This is a genomic window from Cryobacterium sp., from assembly GCF_026786305.1.
Lineage (GTDB): Bacteria > Actinomycetota > Actinomycetes > Actinomycetales > Microbacteriaceae > Cryobacterium.
Window position 1 is genome coordinate 1 of record NZ_JAJAYI010000092.1, and the last position, 19,881, is coordinate 19,881.

Annotated in this window: 14 protein-coding genes and 1 riboswitch; of the genes, 7 read left to right on the forward strand and 7 right to left on the reverse strand. The window is 64.5% G+C overall.

Translation table 11 applies throughout. From position 1 onward, the window contains the following. Positions 1 to 163: 163 nt before the first annotated feature. The 4 genes from LH475_RS11805 to LH475_RS11820 all read right to left on the reverse strand — a co-directional run bounded on the left by LH475_RS11805 (position 164) and on the right by LH475_RS11820 (position 7,034). Positions 164 to 2,500, reverse strand: coding sequence for a hydantoinase B/oxoprolinase family protein (locus tag LH475_RS11805; RefSeq protein ID WP_196843263.1), 2,337 nt, complete (start codon positions 2,498 to 2,500; stop codon positions 164 to 166). A 64-nt stretch (positions 2,501 to 2,564) separates the two neighbouring features. Next, positions 2,565 to 4,691: a hydantoinase/oxoprolinase family protein gene (locus LH475_RS11810; protein WP_196843264.1), complete on the reverse strand. Its 2,127-nt coding sequence runs from the start codon at positions 4,689 to 4,691 to the stop codon at positions 2,565 to 2,567. Between the two features lie 2 nt (positions 4,692 to 4,693). After that, positions 4,694 to 5,149 (reverse strand): acetone carboxylase subunit gamma, encoded by a 456-nt coding sequence (locus tag LH475_RS11815; protein ID WP_196843265.1) that lies wholly within the window; start codon positions 5,147 to 5,149, stop codon positions 4,694 to 4,696. A 28-nt stretch (positions 5,150 to 5,177) separates the two neighbouring features. Continuing rightward, entirely contained in the window at positions 5,178 to 7,034 is a 1,857-nt protein-coding gene (locus LH475_RS11820) for a hydantoinase/oxoprolinase family protein (protein WP_297414200.1), read from the reverse strand. 323 nt (positions 7,035 to 7,357) lie between these two features. On the opposite strand from LH475_RS11820, the gene LH475_RS11825 reads away from it, so the two are divergent. Next, positions 7,358 to 9,064 (forward strand): helix-turn-helix domain-containing protein, encoded by a 1,707-nt coding sequence (locus tag LH475_RS11825; protein WP_196843267.1) that lies wholly within the window; start codon positions 7,358 to 7,360, stop codon positions 9,062 to 9,064. A gap of 29 nt (positions 9,065 to 9,093) precedes the next feature. On the opposite strand, the gene LH475_RS11830 is transcribed toward LH475_RS11825, so the two are convergent. Further along, positions 9,094 to 10,308 (reverse strand): MFS transporter, encoded by a 1,215-nt coding sequence (locus LH475_RS11830; protein WP_297414202.1) that lies wholly within the window; start codon positions 10,306 to 10,308, stop codon positions 9,094 to 9,096. A 187-nt stretch (positions 10,309 to 10,495) separates the two neighbouring features. Here LH475_RS11830 and LH475_RS11835 point away from each other — a divergent pair, with 187 nt between their 5' ends. After that, positions 10,496 to 12,160: an ABC-F family ATP-binding cassette domain-containing protein gene (locus LH475_RS11835; protein WP_196843269.1), complete on the forward strand. Its 1,665-nt coding sequence runs from the start codon at positions 10,496 to 10,498 to the stop codon at positions 12,158 to 12,160. A gap of 80 nt (positions 12,161 to 12,240) precedes the next feature. Here LH475_RS11835 and LH475_RS11840 read toward each other — a convergent pair whose 3' ends face one another. After that, complete coding sequence (locus LH475_RS11840; protein ID WP_196843270.1) at positions 12,241 to 12,576, reverse strand: LysR family transcriptional regulator; 336 nt, start codon at positions 12,574 to 12,576, stop codon at positions 12,241 to 12,243. A 187-nt stretch (positions 12,577 to 12,763) separates the two neighbouring features. On the opposite strand from LH475_RS11840, the gene LH475_RS11845 reads away from it, so the two are divergent. From LH475_RS11845 to gcvP, 5 genes are all read left to right on the forward strand, one after another. After that, positions 12,764 to 13,366 (forward strand): LON peptidase substrate-binding domain-containing protein, encoded by a 603-nt coding sequence (locus LH475_RS11845; protein WP_196843271.1) that lies wholly within the window; start codon positions 12,764 to 12,766, stop codon positions 13,364 to 13,366. Positions 13,367 to 13,481: 115 nt separating this feature from the next. Then, positions 13,482 to 14,090, forward strand: coding sequence for a DNA-3-methyladenine glycosylase I (locus LH475_RS11850; RefSeq protein WP_196843272.1), 609 nt, complete (start codon positions 13,482 to 13,484; stop codon positions 14,088 to 14,090). Between the two features lie 55 nt (positions 14,091 to 14,145). Continuing rightward, positions 14,146 to 14,241: riboswitch (glycine riboswitch) on the forward strand. Positions 14,242 to 14,425: 184 nt separating this feature from the next. Further along, positions 14,426 to 15,580, forward strand: a complete 1,155-nt coding sequence (gene gcvT, locus LH475_RS11855; RefSeq protein ID WP_196843273.1) for a glycine cleavage system aminomethyltransferase GcvT — start codon at positions 14,426 to 14,428, stop codon at positions 15,578 to 15,580. 45 nt (positions 15,581 to 15,625) lie between these two features. Beyond that, positions 15,626 to 15,997: a glycine cleavage system protein GcvH gene (gene gcvH, locus LH475_RS11860; RefSeq protein ID WP_196843274.1), complete on the forward strand. Its 372-nt coding sequence runs from the start codon at positions 15,626 to 15,628 to the stop codon at positions 15,995 to 15,997. A gap of 8 nt (positions 15,998 to 16,005) precedes the next feature. Further along, the gene (gene gcvP, locus LH475_RS11865; protein ID WP_196843275.1) at positions 16,006 to 18,978 is read left to right on the forward strand and encodes an aminomethyl-transferring glycine dehydrogenase; all 2,973 of its coding nucleotides are present in this window, start codon (positions 16,006 to 16,008) and stop codon (positions 18,976 to 18,978) included. Positions 18,979 to 19,081: 103 nt separating this feature from the next. On the opposite strand, the gene LH475_RS11870 is transcribed toward gcvP, so the two are convergent. Next, complete coding sequence (locus LH475_RS11870; protein ID WP_196843327.1) at positions 19,082 to 19,846, reverse strand: CPBP family intramembrane glutamic endopeptidase; 765 nt, start codon at positions 19,844 to 19,846, stop codon at positions 19,082 to 19,084. Positions 19,847 to 19,881: the final 35 nt, after the last annotated feature.

Here is a 19,881-nt window from a genome sequence, read left to right on the forward strand (position 1 = left end):
CGCCAGGACCCCTCGCCACTGGTGGAGTGGGCCGCCCTGAGCATGGCCCACGACGTCCTCTTCTCACACTCATTCTCCGACTCGGGCAAAGAACCGCGCCACAGCCCGAGCCCGGTCGTGGCCAGCGGAGACGGCCCCGCAGCCGCGGGTCAGCAGGCGGATACTAGGATTTGTGCTCGACGACTTCGCCGTATTTCTGCTCGAGTTCGCGCACCCGGGCTTCTAGCTTGGTGATCTTGAGCACCCGACGGTCAGGAACCATGATCAGCGGGAGCTCGGCGAGCTTGCCGGTGACCCGTTCCGGTTCCAGTCCACCCCAGTGGGTGGCGATCAGGTTTTCGTCGTCGTCCTGGCCCCAGGAACCGAAGTACAGCAGGTCGGCCGGCGGCTCTTCCTGCACAAACTTCTTCACGAACTCCTTGTAGGGAGTGCCGCGCGCAATGCGGTCCCGGCGCATCTGGGCCCGCCGCTCGTTGGTCTGATCTTCGTGCACGACGTAGGTGCCGGGTTCCCACACCACGCCGTACATGCTCGAGGCGGTGTGGGCGCTGATGCGGTCGAGCTCCAGATCGGTCACCACGAGTTCCGGGTCGCGCTCCAGCACATCGCCGTAGCCGCCGCCCGCTCCCTGGGCGATCATGTAGAGCTCGCCCTCTTTTGCCACGTCGAACTGCAGCCCCATGTGCGAGGACTGATAGTCGCCGCCCTCGAACGGCTGCTCGTTCATCACCCGTTCCATGGAGAGATTGAACTGCGTCGGGTCCTTTTTGATGATGTCGTAGATATTGACGTTTTTCACCATCGCGAGCGGGTACACCGGGCAGCCATAGCCACCGAACATGCCGGGCACGGAGGAGAACTTCGATCCGCTCGTGACGGTCATGAAACCCCAGCTGGGTGTGCCGCGTGAGGCGACCATCATTTCGTAACCCATGCCACCGCGGAATTTTCCAAAGCCCTGGTTGTCACGAACGAGACGCTTGCTGACGAGTTGCAGGAACGGCACCTCTTCTTCCATGACTTCCTGCTCGCCGATGTCGGCCATCGCGCAGAACAGCGGGGCGACGGCGTCCTCGCCATCACGGAAGGCTTTCGCTCCGCCACCCATGCCGTTCAGGTCGGCGCACAGGTTGCCGACCTGTTCGCCGTTCTGGGTAGTACCGCCCCACAGAAAGTCGTTGATCTGGTTGAACCAGGGTGCCACGACGTTGGAGTATTTCTGCGGTGCCGAGAACTGCATCTTGGCAAATGCGCTCTGCAGCGCGGAGAAACCGCGGAAGGAGGCTTGCAGCGACTGGCCAACGGGAGCGTCGTAACCGGCATCCGCCCAGCTGTGCTCTTCGGTGATGACGTCAATCGGGCTCATCGCCCCGGTGGAGCGTGGCAGGTCGGGCCACCAGTACGACAAAATAGCCTGCACCATGAATGCCTTGGTCGAGGCGAGTGGCGAGTTGATGGCCCGGTTGAGAATCTCGGGGCCGGTCCCGGTGAGGTCCACGATCATGCGCTCGCCCTTGATGGTGATCTTGCAGGCGAACTTGATCAGGATGTTTTCTTTCAGCGTCGAGTCGACGAACTGGTTGAACGTAACCGTGCCGTCGGGCAGTTCGCCGATGCGGCGGCGCACCTCGGTCTCCACGTCTTCCACGGTGACGCGCAGGGAGGCAACGAATGTCTCCTGCCCGACCTCGTCGATGAGACGGTCGACGGTGTCCATGATGCGGCGCACGGCGCCCATTTTCACCTTGATGTCGGCGAGCATGAGTTTCGGGTCGCGGGTGGAGTGCTGCAGGAAGGTCAGCAGGTCGCGGCGCAGGTGGCCCTTCTCCACGATCTTGATCGGCGAGGCCCGCAGGCCGTCGTCGAACGGTGTCTCCGAGCCCGACGGCATGCCGCCCGGCTCGCAGGCGCCGTTTTCACCCTCGTGAATGGTCGCGCCAACCCAGGCGATGATGATTCCATGGCGAATGACCGGCACCAGCATCGACTGATCAGTGTTGTGCACCATGCCGAAGCGGGAGTCGTTGTGGAAGAATCCGTCACCCTCGTTGATGCCGACGGTGGGCTCGTTCTTCCAGTTCTTCATGATGTAGCGGATGGGGTGGTGCAGTACCGCGGAGAACGCGATAACGCCGCGATTGGAGAGATAGGTGACGTCACCCTCGGCGGTATAAACGGCGCAGGACAGGTCGGCCCATTTTGCGCCGGGAGCGGCACCCATGCTTTCGCACATTTCGAAGGCTTCGTCGAGGGCACCGGCCAGGCGCTTGCGGATGCGGTCAATCTCCAAGGGGTCGATCCCGTTGGCGATGCACTCCTCTTCATAGTCCGTGCGCGGCATGATCTCGTGGTGGCGCATGATGGCCGGGTCGGGTCCGAGAAAGAGGGTGGTCTCGTCCATGAACTTGTCGACCCACTGCTGTTCCTGGTCGGTCAGTAGCTGGTTGGCATCGTCGTCGTTTCCACTGGTGGGTACGAATTCGTCAGTTGTCAGTGTCATAGTGCTCAAGCTCCTTTGCTTATGCGAGTGCTGATGCGAGGTGAGGCGGGGATGGAGGGAATGCTTAGTCGCTGAGCAGCCAAACCGCTCCCTGCACGGTCGGCTCCAGGCGCCAGCCCGGCTCCACCAGATAGGTCGTGTTCTCGGTCGTGACAATCGCCGGACCGTGAATCACATATTCGTGTTTGAGCGCTTCGGCATCGTAAACGGGGGTGTCTACGGCGCCATTAATGCTGGTGAAGTGCACCGTACGGTGCGAGAGCGAGGCTGGTTTGATCTTTTCGCCGCCGATCTTGATCGACTCGAACTGAACCACTTCGCCCTCGATGAACGATGCGACTCGAATCGTCTGCACTCGGATGCCCGCCTCCGGTGCCTGCGTCCCCTCGCCATAGCGCTCGCCGAAAATATCGGAGAAGGTCTTGATCAGGTGCAGCACATCGGCGACCCCGTTGACCCGGTTGATGTCGAACGCGACGGCCGTTGTGACGAGCTGGTTACCGTAGCGCATGTCCATCTCGAGGCGGTAGCGCACGTCGGCGCGGTCGTAGCCCTGGCGCACCAGATCTTCGGCGCCCTTGGCTTCCAGATCCTCGATGTACCCGTTCAGAGCCTCATATTCGCTGTACAGGCTGCGCTTGATCGCCTCATAAAGAACGACGTAGGCGCTGCGTTCGTGAATGTGCAGCGGTTGCATATTGCCGGCGCCGAGCGCCGAGAACACCGAGGCGAACGGCGGAAACAGAATGCGGCTGATGCCGGCGCTGGCCGCGATGCCGCAGGCGTGCAGCGGGCCATTACCGCCGTAGGCGAGCATCGTGTAGTCCTCGATCAGGCCGCCACGCGAGCGCAGCTCCTTTTCGATACCGATCGCCATCTGCTCGTCAACGGTTTTCTTGATCACCTTGGCGACCTCGACCGCGTCGAGATCAAGCTCGTCGCTGAGCGTTTCGTCGATCACGTAGATCGAGCGCTTTTTGTTGAGCTTGATGTGCCCGTTGGCGTAGTTCTCAGGGTCGAGGTAACCAAGCACGAGGTCGGCATCGGTCACGGTTGGACGCAGTCCGCCGCGGTCGTAGCAGGCCGGGCCCGGGTCGCTTCCGGCCGACTCCGGTCCGATCTGAATCGCGTGGTGAATGCGATTGTAGGCGGCGATCGAGCCGCCACCGGCGCCGAGGGTGTTGAGGTGAATCATCGGTGCCGACACCATCCAGCGCCCGATGGTGGGCTGGAAGTCGTAGTGCCGCACCCCTCCCTCGGGCACCAATCCGATATCGAACGAGGTGCCGCCCATGTCCATCGACACGACGTCGCCGAGCCCGGTCGATTCCGAGAGGTGCTGGGCCGCGCCGACGCCGGCGATCGGTCCGGAGTGAATCGTTTGCAGCGCATCCGTTGAATTGGGCTGCGCCATGCCGCCCGAGTTGTGGATAACGAGCATCGGCTTCTCATAGCCCGAGTCGCGCAGGTTGTTCGAGAGCTGGTTGAGCGCGAAAAACATCGTCTGGTGCAAAAAAGCGTCGACGATGGTGGCCATCGCCCGCACATATTCGCCTTTGCGGCCCGAAACCTGGCTGCTGAGCAGTACTGGGATAGACCCGAGTTCGTGCGCGGGGTACTCGTCGAGAATGATCTCGAGGATGCGATCTTCGTGTACCGAGTTTTCGGTGGCGTTGGTCAGCGCAATGACGATGGCCTCTGCGCCGTTGTCGACGAGTTCGCGTACTTGGGTGCGCACATCGTCGTACATCAACGGCACGAGCACTTCACCGACCGAGTCGATGCGTTCCTTGACCGAGCGGATGAGCCGACGTGGCACGAGCGGGTCAGGGCGCTGGGCGTCGGGCATGTCACCCTGTTTGATGCCGTCGAGCCCTTCGCCGTAACCACGGCCGCGGGAAAGCGGGATGGTGTCCTCGAAGCCGTGGGTGACGATCGCTGCCACCCGGGGGCCCTTGCCCTCGATCAGCGCATTGGTGCCAAGGGTGGTGGCATAGCGCACCGAGTCGACCTCTTTGAGCGCTTTTTCCCGGCTGATGCCGGCCCGCTCGCAGGCCCGGTCGAGGGCTTCGTTGAAGCCGAGGGCGAGGTTGTGGTGGGTGGTGAGTGCCTTCGACTCGATGTACACGTCGTCCCAGACGAAGAAGCAGTCGCTGAATGTGCCGCCGATGTCTACGGATATTCTTTTCACGGTCAGTGCCCTTCGGTCTGGTGCGCGTGGGAGTGTGCCGACGCGGAATCAAACTGGGCGCTGAGGTCGGTCTCGGCGTTCTCGCCCGGGCCGTAGTTGACGACTTCTTCGGGGTTGCCGCCATGGGCTTCCCACTTCTCGCGCAGCGAGTCGATGTCCCAGAGCATGTCAACGGTCGGAGGGTGTCCCGGAGGCAGATATTCGGCCTCGATCTGGGTGCCGCAGGTGGGGCAGTAGAACTCCAGGATGCGGCAGAAGGTCGGGTCGGGCGAGAAGGTGAACTCGTACTTGTCCGGGTCAATCACCGGGGGGTGAATCTCCTGCGGGTCCCGGTCGAAGACCAGGGTTCCTTCCTTGTAGTTGCCGCGGGCGTCACCGAAGTCGTGGGCGCAGATGCGGCAGATCCATCTCTCAGTTTCGAGGTCGATGAGCAGGTATTCGGTCATGGGAACGCGCATTTTGTTTGTACCTTCCTGGGGAAACAAATTAGAACGTGTCGGTGAGTTGGAGGTCGCCGGCGGCGGAGACCGTGAGGGTCCAGCCAAGCGGCACTCGTGCGGTGAAGAATGGGCCCTCGACAATGGCTGGCCCGGCGGCAGTGGCACCGGGCTTCTGGTCATCGAGGAGGTACACGGGGGTGCTGTCGATTTGGGTGGCCGTGGAGCGGACCTGTCGGGTGTCGGCGGGTACGGCGGCGATGCCCGTCGCGGGCTCCCCGCTGGCAATGGCCGGGTGCGGCAACTCGAAAGTGGCCTTGAGCGAAAGGATTTCTTCACCGTCTTCGATGATGGTCGTCCATTCCAGTTCGCACTCGCTCAGGTCGTGACCTTCCTGGAACATGTCCTTGCCGGCATCCGTCTGCATGGCGGTTCGCGCCGCGCTGAGCTCGGCATCCGTGAATCCGGTCACATGGGTTTCGTACGATTGAGAGATGTCCGAGAAGCTGATGCCGTAGGCCGAGAACACTGCGGCGAGCCTCGGCACGAGCACGGTGCCTGCACCCGCAATGCGTGCGGCGCTGCAGGCGCTCATCGGTCCGCCACCGCCGAACGCAGCGACCGTTGTGTCGCCGGTCGGGCTCACGAGGTCGGCGAAGGACTGTGCCAGATGGCTGGAGTAGTTTTCCTCCATGCGAATCAGCGCCTCCTCGAGGCTGATGCCCAGAGGGTCGGCGACGGTTTTCGTGATGACCTGGCGTGACCGCTCAGCATCGAGGGCCATCTCGCCGTTCAGGTAGGTGGCGGGGTCGAGCACTCCGAGCAGCAGATTGACGTCGGTGATCGTGGCTGAGGTGCCACCGAAACCGAAGCACGCCGGACCGGGCGCGGCACCGACACTTTCCGGTCCGACCGTGATCTCGCCATCGCGCACGGCGATGATTGAGCTGCCACCAACTCCGGTCGAACGCACGTCGCTCATTTCATAGGAGATGTCGACACCCTGGATCGATCCGCGCCGGTCCACGGCAATAGTGCGGTTGGAGACGGTTCCGACGTCGGTTGTGGTACCGCCAACATCGATCATGAGCACGTTGTCGAGCCCATAGGCCTCGGCGAGGGCCCGCGTGCCCTCGAGCCCGCCGCGCGGCCCCGAGGAATAGGTCTTGAGTGCAACCGACTTGGCGACGCGGGAGGATGCTCCGTCGTTGCGGTAGATCAACAGGGGGTTTTTGACCTTATAGGCGCGCAGTCGGTGTTCAGCGCTGTAGAGAAAGCGCTCCACGGTGGGGTGCAGAAAGGAATTGAGAATGCCCGACCAGACCTGGCGCTGCCTCGACGTGTCCGAGGCGAACTCGCGCGAGAACAGAATCGGCACCGAGCCGAGCAGGTGACGGGGAAAGTTCTTGAGCATGGTGCGCTTGAACAGGTGCTCGCGTTCAGGGCTAATGCCAGCCACGACCAAACGTTCCGCTCCGGCGGTGGTCAGCCGGTTGATCTCGGCGACCAGCTGCTGCGAGAGTTCTTGGGATGTACCCTCGACCGAAACAATGCCAACACGGGCTCCGATCAGATCGCTAAAGAGTGCGGCCGTGTCGTTCGAAGTGCCGAGCGCGTCGGGCAAAGCGGGATCGTCGGTGATGAGCCCGATCAGCGGGCCCTTGCGCTGAACCAGTGCGTTCGTGCCCTGCGTCGATGAATAGCGGATGTGCTGGGTCGAGTGCAGCAGGCCGGCCAGATTGGCCTCGCCGTAGATCTGCGCCGATGCCTTCGTCATTGCATCGAACAGACACTGGGACAGGTCGACCGGCGTGGTGAGGGTTTTGGTGAACGTGAATTCCGTTCCGCTGGCGACGACAATATCGGTGAGAGTTCCACCGTTGTCGATGTTGATCAATCGTTCCATGAGCGCTCCTTTGCGGTTTGTGGTGAGTGATCGATGCTCCCTGGGGAGCCTCTCCACCAACAGTGGCCCCGCTGTCGAGGCGGGGTGTGTCCCACATTGGGACACACCTCGGCTAGCGGTCGCCGGGTCTCAGAGGGCATGCTTAGAGAGTCCACAAGGGAGTAGATATGCACAGAATCGCCGAGCGGCGCGTTAAAATCGCCGCTGCCCGCGCCGATTTCCTCCGCTTCGGGACCGCTGAGACGCAGTCAGTTCCCGGGCCGGTTGCGGCTTCCTGGCAGCGATCCTTGTCCGCCGGCGTAGACGCGGGCTCGTCTCAGGCGGTGTTTCACAGCGATCTGGATCTCACCGGTCGGCTCATGCGCTGCTCGGAGCCGGTCATTGCCCGGCTGAGCGATGAGATGGCCCAAATGCCGCTGTCGATCGTGCTCACCGACTACAAGGCGAGAATTCTGAGTCGCTCCGAAACCGATACAAGGATCGGAACCTTGCTCGATGACGTATCGCTGGCTCCGGGTTTCAACTACGCCGAGGCGAGCGTGGGAACCAACGGCATCGGCACCGTGCTCGAGTCGGGTCAATCGCTCTATATCGTGGGACCCGAGCATTTTCTCGAGCATTTGCAGCCGTTCGCGTGTGCCGGTAGCCCTATTCGCGACCCGCTCACGGGCCGGGTCGAGGGGGTGCTCGACATCAGCTGTCTCAGCGAGTACGCCAACCCGCTCATGCATTCCCTCGTGCAGTCGGCCGCCCACGAGATTGAGCGCAACCTGCTCGTCGATCGCAGCCAGCGGCAACAGGCCCTGTTTGAGGCGTACGTGCGGGTGGACGCCCGCAGTCGCGGCGCGGTCATGGCGATCGGCGGCACCGTCGTGATGGGCAACGCCGTGGCGCAGACCCTGTTCGCCCCCGATGAACAGTGGACCATTCACGAGCACGCTCGCTACCTCATGATCTCGCCGGGGCATCCGGTGGATCAGATCGAATTGTCATCGGGCAAGGTCGTGCATATTCGGGGCAAGCGCGTCGTGGTGGGCCTCGACGTCGCAGGCATCGTCGTGGTCGTTGAGATCGTCTCGGAGCCGATGGCGCCCACGGGCGGGAACGGTCTGAACCGGCTGACGCTGCCCAAACGCGAGCCACGGTCAAGCGAACCGCAGGTCGCGGCGATTCTCAGCGACATGTCATCGCTGCTCGGAAAGCGGGCATCGGATAGCGTTGTGTCGGCCCTCACCGCCGGCGCGGCGCTGCTCGTTCTGGGGGAGGCGGGCGGCGGCAAGGTGTCGCTCGTGGCCGAGCTCTTCAGCCACATTGTGCCCGCAGGTCGCAGCGTTGTGTACTGCGCCGACGACCTGAATGACCACGGCCTGCAACCCGCTCTTGACCGAGACCGCTCTAACGCGGCGGCCCAGCCCACGCTCTACGTCTTTCGCAATATTGATCGGCTCAACACGCGAGCGGTCACCGAACTCGACGCCTTTCTCAGCTCGCGCGAACTGAGAACCGGGGGGGCGAGCGGTGCTGCTGACGGTGTCGCGGTCACGGTATCGCAGCCCGATATTCAGGAAGATCTGGCTGCTGCTCACCCGTACACGACCCTGCTGCACCATTTCGAAACATCCGTGACGGTGGCGCCCTTGCGTCATCGCATCGACGACTTGCCCGACATCGTCACCCGGGTGCTCGCGCGGAGGGCCGGATTGCGCCCCGCCACCGTGAGTGCCCCGGCGATGCGGGTGATCTCCCGCTACCCCTGGCCGGGCAATATCAGGCAGCTCGAAGAAGCGCTCGATACCGCCCTGCTCACTCGACCGGTCGGTGCCATCCAGGCCGAAGATCTCCCCGCCTACTGCCATGGCGGTGCGCCTCGGCTGTTGTCGGCGCTCGAAGCGGGGGAGCGCGACCTCATAGTCGGCGCGCTGCACAAAACTGAAGGCAACCGGATGCGCGCGGCCGAGTCCCTGGGAATCGCCCGGTCGTCGCTCTATCGCAAGCTGAAAAGCTTCGGAATCACGGTCACCGACTCGTAGTCGCAGGCGGCAGCGAGTGATCGAGGGGTCTACGCGTGCGCGCCGCGCAGCCGCACGACTGACCAAACGACCACGACGGCAACGAGCACCATGGCGGAGACGCCGACGGTTGAATACCCGGCCAGCGCCAGAATCGGCCCGGCTAGTGCGCCCCCGAGTGCGCCGGCCGCGTTCATGGAGAGGTCGGAGAACCCCTGCAGCGAGGAACGATCCTCAATCTCGACGGCCTCCGAGATGAGTGCCGAGCCAGCCACAACGGAGGCCGACCAGCCGAGGCCCAGAAAAATCAGACTCATAGTCATCGCGCCCTGCGTGCCATCGCTCATCCAGGCGACGGTGAGCGCGACCAACAGCATTGCCTGCCCGCTGAGAATAACCGGAAGTCGTCCAACGCGGTCGGAGAGCGCACCGAATACGGGGGAGAGGGCGTACATTCCGGCCACGTGCAGGCTGATTGTCAGCCCGACGATCGTCAGCGTGGCCCCGTGGTCCCGCAGGTGCACGGGCGCCATCGACATGAGCGCGACCATGGTGGCATGGCTGAGTGCGATCACGACCACGGCGTAGCGAGCCGCCGCATTGCCGTGCAGAATGGCCAGACCGCCACTGGCCCGGCGAATTCCCGCTCGCGCCGTGCGTGCCGCCAATGCGGTCAGAAGAGGGTCGGGTCGCAATCCGACGGCATAGACGAGGGCGGCGGCGACCGTCGCGGTGAGCGAAAAAGCGAACGCGCCCGTCATTGCGGGGAGTCCGAGTGCGGCGCCGAGCGCTTCGCCCGGTCCGAAGAGGTTGGGGCCAAGCACGGCGCCGATGGTGGTCGACCAGACCACGATCGAGAGGTCGCGGGCACGAAAGCGCGCGGTGGCGAGATCGGTGGCCGCGAATCGGGCCTGTAAATTCGTGGCCGATCCGGCACCGAGCAGCATGAGCGCGAGCAGAAGCAGAGGAAAAATATCAACGGCAACCGAGGTGATGGCCAATATCGCGCCAGCGGCGGCCACCAGCGAACCGGTCGCGAGCGATACTCGACGGCCGTGTGCCTGGGCCAGGCGGGCGAGCGGCACGGCCACGATCGCCGCACCCAGGGTGCTCATGGTCGCGGCCATACCGGACCACGCGCTCGATCCCGACAGCTCGGCGGCGAGCAGCGCGCCCAGCGACAGGGTCGCTCCCATGCCGATTCCGCCAAGAATCTGCCCGGCAATGAGCACCCGCACGACGCGCTTCTGTAAGTCGGTGTGCATGACTTGAGTGGGCGGCACAGTCGTCGGCTCGCCGTGTGTCGTGTCGTTGTTCACAGTCTGGTCCCTTGGTTGCGGCCGCGACAGGCGTGTGACTGGACTGCTCGTGAGCCGCTTGAAACTCACTCTACCGAGCAGCTTGCCCGGTTTAGGGTCGGCCGGGCGCCTCGCGCAATGAGAATATGGGGTAATGACCGGAACACTCGTGGCCAAGGGCCTGGCCGGCGGCTTTGCGCACCGCACCCTGTTTGAATCTCTCGACCTCACGGTCACCCCCGGCGACGTCGTCGGTGTCGTCGGTGCCAACGGCGCCGGTAAATCCACGCTGTTGAACCTGCTCGCCGGGCTCGACGAGCCGCAGGCCGGCACGATCACGCTCAGCCCCGTGGATGCTTTCGTTGGCGCGCTCCCGCAGGAGCACGAACGGGTGCCCGGGGAAACGATCGGCGGCTACATTGCTCGGCGCACGGGCTGCGCCGAGGCGACCCGCGAAATGGACGCCGCCGCATCCGCTCTCGGAGACCCGCAGCCACGCCTCGATGGAATCGACCCGGCCGACACCTATACGACGGCCCTGGAGCGTTGGCTGGCCAGCGGGGCCGCCGACCTCGACGAACGGCTGCCGATCGTTCTCGCCGACCTGGGCCTCGCGCTCGGCACGTCGCTCACGGCCGACAGCCTGATGACCGCGCTCTCGGGCGGCCAAGCCGCGCGCGTCGGATTGGCCGCCCTGCTGCTCTCCCGCTTCGATATCGTGCTGCTCGATGAGCCCACCAACGACCTCGACCTTGACGGACTCGAGTGCCTCGAAGCCTTCGTCAGGGGCTTGCGCAGCGGTGTCGTTCTGGTCAGCCACGACCGCGAATTTCTCGCCCGCTGCGTCACCCGAGTGCTCGAACTCGACCTCGTTCAGGGTGCGAACCGCGTGTTCGGCGGCGGCTATGATTCCTACCTCGAGGAACGCGAAACGGCCAGACGGCACAACCGCGAGAACTACGACGAGTTTGCGGCCAAGAAAGCCGACCTCGTTGGCCGGGCGAGAACCCAGCGGGAATGGTCGAGCCAGGGTGTGCGCAACGCCCTAAAGAAGGCGCCCGACAACGACAAGATCCGGCGCAAGGCCTCCGTCGAGTCGAGCGAGAAGCAGGCGCAGAAGGTGCGTCAGATGGAAAGCCGCATCGCGCGCCTCGAGGAGGCCCCGGAGCCCCGTAAGGAGTGGCAGCTGGAGTTCACCATCGGTTCGGCCCCGCGCTCTGGCGCCGTCGTGGCGACGCTGCGCAACGCCGAGTTTCGGCAGGGTAACTTCACCCTCGGCCCGGTGTCGTTGCAGGTCAACGGCGGCGATCGCATCGGCATCACCGGCCCGAACGGCGCCGGCAAATCCACCCTGTTGCGTGCGCTGCTCGGTCGTCAGAAAGCGGATGCCGGCCGCGCTCACCTCGGCACCAGCGTCGCGATCGGTGAAATCGACCAGGCCCGGGCTCTTCTGGCCGGTGCCCGGCCCCTGTGCGCGAGCTTCGAGGTGCTCGTTCCCGAACTCTCTCCCGCCGAGGTGCGCACGCTGCTGGCCAAGTTCGCGCTCAAAGCCGACCATGTGAACCGCCCGGTCGACGAGCTCTCGCCGGGGGAGCGCACCCGGGCCGGTCTGGCTCTGCTGCAGGCGCGCGGCGTCAACCTGCTCGTGCTCGATGAACCCACCAACCACCTCGACCTCGCCGCCATCGAACAACTCGAGCAGGCGCTCGACTCCTACGAGGGCACGCTGCTGCTCGTCACGCACGACCGGCGCATGCTCGACAACGTGCACACCGATCGGCACTGGAACGTCGACGCAGGCCAGGTCACCGAGCTCTGACGTCGATGGTCGAGCCTGCCTCGATCATCGCGGCCCGAGATTCAACTCGACAAGCTCGACCAGGCCTCGACCATTGGGGGTTAGCGGGACTGGCGCTTCTTACCTTGGCGCGGCTGGCCCTTGACCGCGGGCGCGCGGCCCCTGCCTTTGGACGCTTTGGCCTTGCCGCCGGTGTTCTGCGTCTGGCCGGGTGCGGCCGAGACCGCGCGGCGGGCATCCGTCAACAGGGCGACGCCGGCGTCGGTCAGGGTGGTTGCCTGGGCATCGCGATCGAACAGGGCGAAGCCAACCTGGGCTTCGAGCTTCTTGATCGAGGCGCCGAGGACTGTGCGATCGACGCCGAGCCTGCTGGCGGCGCGAGCAAAGTCGGGCTCCTCGGCAGCGGCAATGAACTGCCGAAGCAGGGTGGTATCCATGAGAAGTCCTTCGCCTTACCCGCGGGTGCGGTTGCCTTACAGGCTACGCGCCCCGGTCGGTTTGGGCGAACGTGATGACTCACTCCAGCAAGCGGATGACGGCCGGCTGGCGACCGAAGACACGATCCAGCTGAGCGATTGGCGCTTTAGACTTTACGACCCGCCGCCGACGTGGTTCGCTGGGTACATGCGCACCCTACCGATGTTCCCCCTGGGATCCGTGCTGTTCCCCCACATGCCGCTGCAGCTGCGGGTGTTTGAGGAACGGTACCTCGTCATGCTCGCGCGCGTTCTTGATTCCCCACCGGCCGAATTCGGCATCGTGCTGATCGAGCGTGGGCAGGAGGTCGGCGGCGGTGAACGTCGCTTCGGCATTGGCACCGTCGCCCGGGTCACCCAGCTGGAAGCGCCCGAGGGCTTCCTCGGACTGGTCGTGCAGGGGGAGCGCAGAATCGAGGTGACCGAGTGGATGCCGGAGGACCCGCATCCGCTGGCCACCGTGCGCGAACTGCCCGACCTGGAGTGGGACGATTCGCTGCTGCCGCGCCGGGAACAGGCCGAACAACTGGTGCGGCGCACCCTGGCGCTCGCGAGCGAGTTCACCGACCAGCAGTGGTCGCCCGACGTGGAGCTGTCCCAGGATCCGATTGCCGCGGCCTGGCAGCTCGCCGCGATCGCCCCGGTTGGGCCGCTCGACCAGATCGCGCTCCTGCGCTCCGAGACCATGGCGGCCCTGCTCGACAACATCATCGAACTCACCCAGGCTGCTGCAGACTCCTTGGCGTGGTGACGGGACTAAACCCCGATGTCGCGTCGCCGAGCCGTGAGTCTCGATGCCAGAAATGCCGAAAATCGCCCCCAACTCACGGCTCGGCGGCTGCATCAGCTGGTGTTCAATGGTCTAGATGACAGAAATTCCACCAGTCTCCGGCGCCATCATCGGCCCCGACGGCCTCGCTCGCCCACTCTGGGCCTCGGTCGATCCGATGCTGCGCGACTACTACGACACCGAGTGGGGCGTTCCGGTGCAAAGCGAACACGCCCTGTTCGAGCGCATCAGCCTCGAGGCGTTCCAGTCCGGACTGTCCTGGGCCATCATTCTGCGCAAGCGCCCCGGGTTTCGCGCGGCTTTTGCCGATTTCAATCCAGACCGGGTCGCCACCTTCGACGACGATGACATGGCTCGGCTGCTGAACGACGCGAAGATCGTGCGCAACCGTCTGAAAATCCGCGCCACGATCACCAACGCGCAGGCCACGGTCGCCCTGCGCGAGCAGAGTGGACTGGTCGATTTTGTCTGGTCGTTCCGGCCAGACACGACCCCCGAGCCGCGCACACAGGCCGACGTGCCGACGAGCTCCGCGGAATCCATTGCCCTCTCGAAGGCGCTGAAGAAAGTGGGTTTCGTCTTCGTCGGCCCCACCACAATGTTCGCCCTGATGGAGGCGATCGGCATGATCGATACCCACCTGCTCGACAGCCATCGTCGCGGCAGCAGCGGGGTGTGGGGCTAGGCTGAGCAGCAGTATCGACGACAGCAATATCGACCACAACTGAACATCGGGCCATATGGACGATGCGGGAGAGTTCGGCGCGTAGGCGTGCGAACACCGAAGGAGCAATCCTCCCCGACAATCTCTCAGGTACTCGTACCGCATCGAACTGGCCACTCTGAAAAGTAGACGGTGCGCGCCCGGCGCGACGAACAGTCTCGCCCACGGTGAAAGTCAGTGCGCACGCGCTGGTGAAGCTCTCAGGCACGAGCGACAGAGGGGGAGTTCCCACGAGGCTCAACCGAGCCTCGCACCAGCCGCGGCCGTACCTTTCGGCCCTGTCACCCGGAGAACTCATGACCTCGGCCGATTCCAGCACCACTTCCTCCGCACACACTGAGCGCTTCTCGCCGCTGCACCAGGCGCACGTCGACAATGGTGCGACCTTCACCGACTTCGCTGGTTGGCAGATGCCGGTACGCTACTCCAGCGACCTCGCCGAGCACCATGCTGTTCGTAACGAGGCCGGCCTGTTCGACCTGTCGCACATGGCCGAGATTCTGGTCGAGGGCGCGGATGCCGCCGCGTACCTCGACTATGCGCTGGCCGGCAAGCTCTCGGTCATCGAGCTGTGGCAGGCCAAATACAGCCTGCTCCTCGCCGAGAACGGCGGCATCATCGACGACCTCGTTGTCTACCGCCTCGGCGACGAGAAGTTCCTCGTCGTCGCCAACGCCGGCAACCGGTTCGCCGCCTTCGAGGAGCTGCTCGCCCGCTCCGCCGATTTCGCCGTGAGCGTCGTCGACCAGAGCGACGACTACGCACTCATCGCCGTGCAGGGTCCGAATGCCCTCGCCATTCTCGACGCCACCGAGGGCGTGACCGACCTGGGCGCCGACCTGCATTTCATGAAGTACTACCGCATTACAGATGCCTTCTTCCGCGGCCAGCCGCTGCTCGTCGCCCGAACCGGGTACACCGGTGAAGATGGCTTCGAGCTGTACCTCGCGGCCGCTCACGCCCGCGAATTGTGGGACGCCCTCGTGGTCGCTGGCGGCGACAAGGGTTTGGTTTTGGCCGGACTCGCCAGTCGCGACACGCTCCGCCTCGAAGCCGGCATGCCGCTCTACGGACACGAGCTGACCCTCACCACCTTCCCGGCACAGGCCGGCCTCGGCCGCGTCGTCAACCTGGGCAAGGAGAACGACTTCGTCGGCCGGTCCGCGAGCGAGACCGGGCCGAAGCAGGGGGCATCCGTTTTGGTGGGCCTGATTGCCGCCGGCAAGCGTGCCGGGCGCGCCGACTACGAGATCTTCCGCAGTCCCGATGCCGAAAAGAGTGACGGTGCCATCACGAGCGGCGCCCTCTCGCCGACCCTCGGCTACCCGATCGCCATGGCCTACGTCGCCCCCGACCTCGCTCGCCTCGGCACCGAGGTCTACGTCAACGTGCGGGGAACCCGCATTCCAGCCACCGTCACCTCGCTTCCCTTCTATAAGCGCATCAAGTAGACCAGCGTCCCCTCTGAATCCGTGCAACCTGTGAAAGGCAACACCATGACAGACACATCGAAACTGCAGTACACCGCCGAGCATGAGTGGGTTTTGGTCGACGGCAGCATCGCGACCGTCGGCATCACCGCCTATGCCGCCGAGAAGCTTGGCGACGTCGTCTTCGTCGAGCTGCCCGAGGTGGGCAGCACTGTCGCCGGCGGCACGGTCGTCGGCGAGATCGAATCGACGAAATCGGTCGGCGAACTTTTCGCCCCGGTCAACGGCACCGTCACGGCCACCAACGACCACGTGATCGACAGCCCCGAACTCGTCAACAGCGATCCGTTCGGCGATGGCTGGCTGATCAAGGTTGAATTCGAGACCCTTCCCACCCTGCTCAGCTTTGCCGAGTATTCCGCCCTGATCGGAGAGTAACGTACATCATGATCCAGGCTTTCACCCAGCGTCACATCGGAACCGATGTCGACGCCCAGTCCCACATGCTCGCTACGCTCGGCTACGACTCGGTGCAAGACCTCGTCTCCGCCGCCATGCCCGCGTCGATCCATGCTGACCTGTTTCGCCAAGACGGGGACAGCGCTCTGCCGCCCGCCGCGAGCGAGAACGAGGCCATCGCCGAACTTCGCGCTCTCGCCGGCCGTAACACGGTCAAACGCTCGATGATCGGCCTCGGCTACTACGACACGTTCACACCCGCCGTGATCAAGCGCAACGTGTTTGAAAACCCCAGCTGGTACACCGCCTACACGCCGTACCAGCCGGAGATCTCGCAGGGCCGCCTCGAAGCACTCATCAACTTTCAGACCATGATCGCCGACCTCACCGGGCTGACGACGGCGAACGCGTCGATGCTCGATGAGTCGACGGCGGTTGTCGAGGGCATGCTACTTGCCTTGCGCGCCTCCAAGTCCAAGTCCCGTCGGTTCATCGTTGACACGGATGCCTTTCCGCAGACCCACGCGCTGCTCGCCAACCGCGCGGCCGCGCTCGGCATCGAACTGGCCCAGGTGGCCCTGAACGAGTCCACCACGGCCGACGATCTCGGCGACTACTTCGGCGTCTTCGTGCAGTACCCGGCAGCATCCGGTCGCATCTGGAACCCGCAGGCCGTCATCGACCTGGCACACGAACACAAGGCGCTCGCCGTCGTGGCCGCCGATCTGCTCGCGCTCACCCTGGTGAAGTCGCCCGGCGACCTCGGCGCGGATGTCGCCGTCGGTACCAGCCAGCGCTTTGGTGTGCCGATGGGTTTTGGCGGACCGCACGCTGGTTACATGGCCGTCCGCACGGGCCTGGAGCGTCAGCTGCCCGGCCGCCTTGTGGGCGTGAGCGTGGATGCCACCGGTCACCCCGCCTACCGCCTCGCCCTGCAGGTGCGCGAACAGCACATTCGCCGTGACAAGGCCACGTCGAATATCTGTACCGCCCAGGTGCTGCTGGCCGTCATGGCCGGCATGTATGCGGTTTATCACGGGCCACAGGGCCTGAAAGCGATCGCCGAACAGGTACACGAGCGGGCCGGCGCTCTCGTCCTGGCCCTGCGCGCGATCGATGTCGACGTGATCAACGACACGTTCTTTGACACCATCCGGGTCTCCGTGCCGACCAATGCAGCCGACATCGTTGCGAAGGCCGCCGCGAGCGGGTACAACCTGCACCAGGTCGACCCGACCACCATCAGCATCTCGGTCGATGAGACCACAACGCTCGTCGATTTGTCGTATGTCGTCGGGGCGTTCGGTGGCCGCAGCGCGTTCGGCCACGTCGACTTCGGTGCGTCGCAGTACGGTGTGCCAGCCGACCTGGGCCGCGAGAGTGAGTTTCTCACCCACCCGGTTTTCAACACGCACCGCTCCGAAACGAGCATGATGCGCTATCTCAAGCGCCTCGCCGACTATGACTATGCGCTGGACCGCGGAATGATTCCACTCGGCTCCTGCACCATGAAGCTCAACGCGGCGAGCGAGATGGAGGCAGTCAGCTGGCCCGAATTCGCCGGTATCCATCCCTTCGCGCCGCGCGCCGACGTTGAGGGCTACCTGCACCTCGTGCGGCAGCTCGAAACCTGGATGAGCGATGTCACCGGTTACGATTCGGTGTCGCTGCAGCCAAACGCCGGCAGTCAGGGCGAACTGGCCGGCCTCCTCGCTATTCGGGGCTATCACCAGTCGAACGGGGACACCGATCGTACGGTCTGCCTGATCCCGTCGAGTGCGCACGGCACCAACGCAGCATCCGCTGCCCTCGCCGGCATGCGCGTCGTCGTTGTGGCCTGTGACGAGCTCGGCAACGTCGACCTCGACGACCTACACGCCAAGATCGCCGAGCACGCCGAGAACCTCGCCGCGCTCATGATCACCTACCCGTCCACCCACGGCGTCTACGAGCACGAGGTCGCAACCATCTGTGCGGCCGTGCACGCGGCCGGCGGCCAGGTCTACGTCGACGGCGCCAACCTCAACGCACTGCTCGGTTTCGCTCGCTACGGCGATTTCGGCGGCGACGTCTCGCACCTGAACCTGCATAAGACCTTCTGCATCCCGCACGGGGGTGGTGGGCCCGGCGTCGGCCCGGTCGCGGCCAAGGCGCACCTCGCTTCGTTCCTTCCGGGGCATCCGCTCGCGCAGAGCGACGAGCACTACCTGATCGGCAGCGAGGGAACCACAGCGACCGTCGTGCACGCCGGTGGACCGGTCTCAGGCGCGCCCTACGGTAGCCCGAGCATTCTGCCCATTTCGTGGGCCTACGTGCGCATGATGGGCATCGACGGCCTCAAGCAGGCGACCGGTGCCGCCGTGCTCGCTGCCAACTACGTGGCCAAACGCCTTGAGAACAGCTACCCGCTGCTCTACTCGGGCGAAAACGGCCTGGTCGCGCACGAGTGCATTCTTGACCTGCGCCCGCTCACCGCGGCCACGGGAATCAGCGTCGACGACGTGGCCAAACGTCTCGTCGATTACGGTTTCCACTCACCGACCATGAGCTTTCCGGTGGCCGGCACGCTCATGGTCGAACCCACCGAGAGTGAAGACCTCGGCGAAATCGACCGCTTCGTCGACGCCATGATCGCGATCAAGGCCGAAGCGGATGCCGTCGCCGCCGGCCGCTGGCCCGCGGACGACAACCCCTTGCACAATGCGCCACACACCGCGCAGTCCGTGATCGAAGGGGAGTGGGAGCACCCCTACGACCGATCCATCGCCGTCTACCCGCTCGCGAACCTCGTGCGCAACAAGTATTGGCCGCCGGTGCGACGCATCGACAATGCCTACGGCGACCGCAACCTGGTCTGTGCCTGCCCGTCACCCGAGGCGTTCGAGGAACCCGTTGGTCGAGCCTCGACATCGTTGGTCGAGCCCCAACATCGTTTGTCGAGCCTCAGCATCGTTGGTTGAGCCTCGGCATCGTTGGTCGAGCTTGTCGAGACCGCAAGGATGGTCCTGACAGGCTCGACCTACGGTGCAGTTGTTGAGCTCGTCGAGACACGACCAACGGAATCTACGACGGGGCGAGCAGCCCCGGCCACCAGGTCAGCGCGAGCGGGTAGCCGACGAACGAGAGAATGTCGAGCAGCCAGTGCGTGACCACGAGCGGCATGGTGCGCCCCCAGCGGGTGTAGCACCAGCCGAACACGACGCCCATGGCGACGTTGCCGAAAAACGGGCCAACGCCCTGATACAGGTGGTAGCTGCCGCGCAGCACGGCCGCGGTCAGAATAATGGTCCAGGTTGACCAGCCGAGTTCGCGCAGCCGGGTGAACAAGTAGCCGACCACGATAATCTCTTCGACCAGCGCGGCCTTGAGGGCAGCGAAGACGAGAATCGGTATCGTCCACCAGAAGCTGTCGAGCGGCGCAGGCACCACGGCCACCGTGAAGCCGAACGCGCGCCCGGCCAGGTACAGAGCGAGGCCCGGAATGCCGATCAGTGCTAGCAGACCAACTCCGCCGAGCAGGTCCCGGCCCGGTCTCGTGAAATCGAAGCCGAGGCGTATAAACGGGCTCTGCCCCGGCTTCCAGAGCAGGTAAAGCACGAGGCCCACGACCACGAGCCCGAACGCTATGCTCAGAAACTGATAGGTGAAGTCGAGCCACTCGCGCGGCGACTGTGACGTGTTCAGGCTCGCCGACTGATCGGCCAGCGGCGTCACGTCGGTCAGACGGGCAATGATCGACACGATCGAATACACAGCGGATGCGCCGAGCGACAGCCCGAGTACAATCGACAGTTCCCAGCGCAGCCGGGTCTGCTGACCGGCCGGCATGGCATCCGCTGGCGTGACACGAGGGCGCCGACGAA

Coding starts and splice junctions, on each gene's coding strand:
- LH475_RS11805 (WP_196843263.1), bottom strand. CDS start 2,500: ATGACACTGACAACTGACGAATTCGTACCCACCAGTGGAAACGACGAC.
- LH475_RS11815 (WP_196843265.1), bottom strand. CDS start 5,149: ATGCGCGTTCCCATGACCGAATACCTGCTCATCGACCTCGAAACTGAG.
- LH475_RS11820 (WP_297414200.1), bottom strand. CDS start 7,034: ATGGAACGATTGATCAACATCGACAACGGTGGAACTCTCACCGATATT.
- LH475_RS11830 (WP_297414202.1), bottom strand. CDS start 10,308: ATGCACACCGACTTACAGAAGCGCGTCGTGCGGGTGCTCATTGCCGGG.
- LH475_RS11835 (WP_196843269.1), top strand. CDS start 10,496: ATGACCGGAACACTCGTGGCCAAGGGCCTGGCCGGCGGCTTTGCGCAC.
- LH475_RS11840 (WP_196843270.1), bottom strand. CDS start 12,576: ATGGATACCACCCTGCTTCGGCAGTTCATTGCCGCTGCCGAGGAGCCC.
- LH475_RS11845 (WP_196843271.1), top strand. CDS start 12,764: ATGCGCACCCTACCGATGTTCCCCCTGGGATCCGTGCTGTTCCCCCAC.
- LH475_RS11850 (WP_196843272.1), top strand. CDS start 13,482: ATGACAGAAATTCCACCAGTCTCCGGCGCCATCATCGGCCCCGACGGC.
- gcvT (WP_196843273.1), top strand. CDS start 14,426: ATGACCTCGGCCGATTCCAGCACCACTTCCTCCGCACACACTGAGCGC.
- gcvH (WP_196843274.1), top strand. CDS start 15,626: ATGACAGACACATCGAAACTGCAGTACACCGCCGAGCATGAGTGGGTT.
- gcvP (WP_196843275.1), top strand. CDS start 16,006: ATGATCCAGGCTTTCACCCAGCGTCACATCGGAACCGATGTCGACGCC.
- LH475_RS11870 (WP_196843327.1), bottom strand. CDS start 19,846: ATGCCGGCCGGTCAGCAGACCCGGCTGCGCTGGGAACTGTCGATTGTA.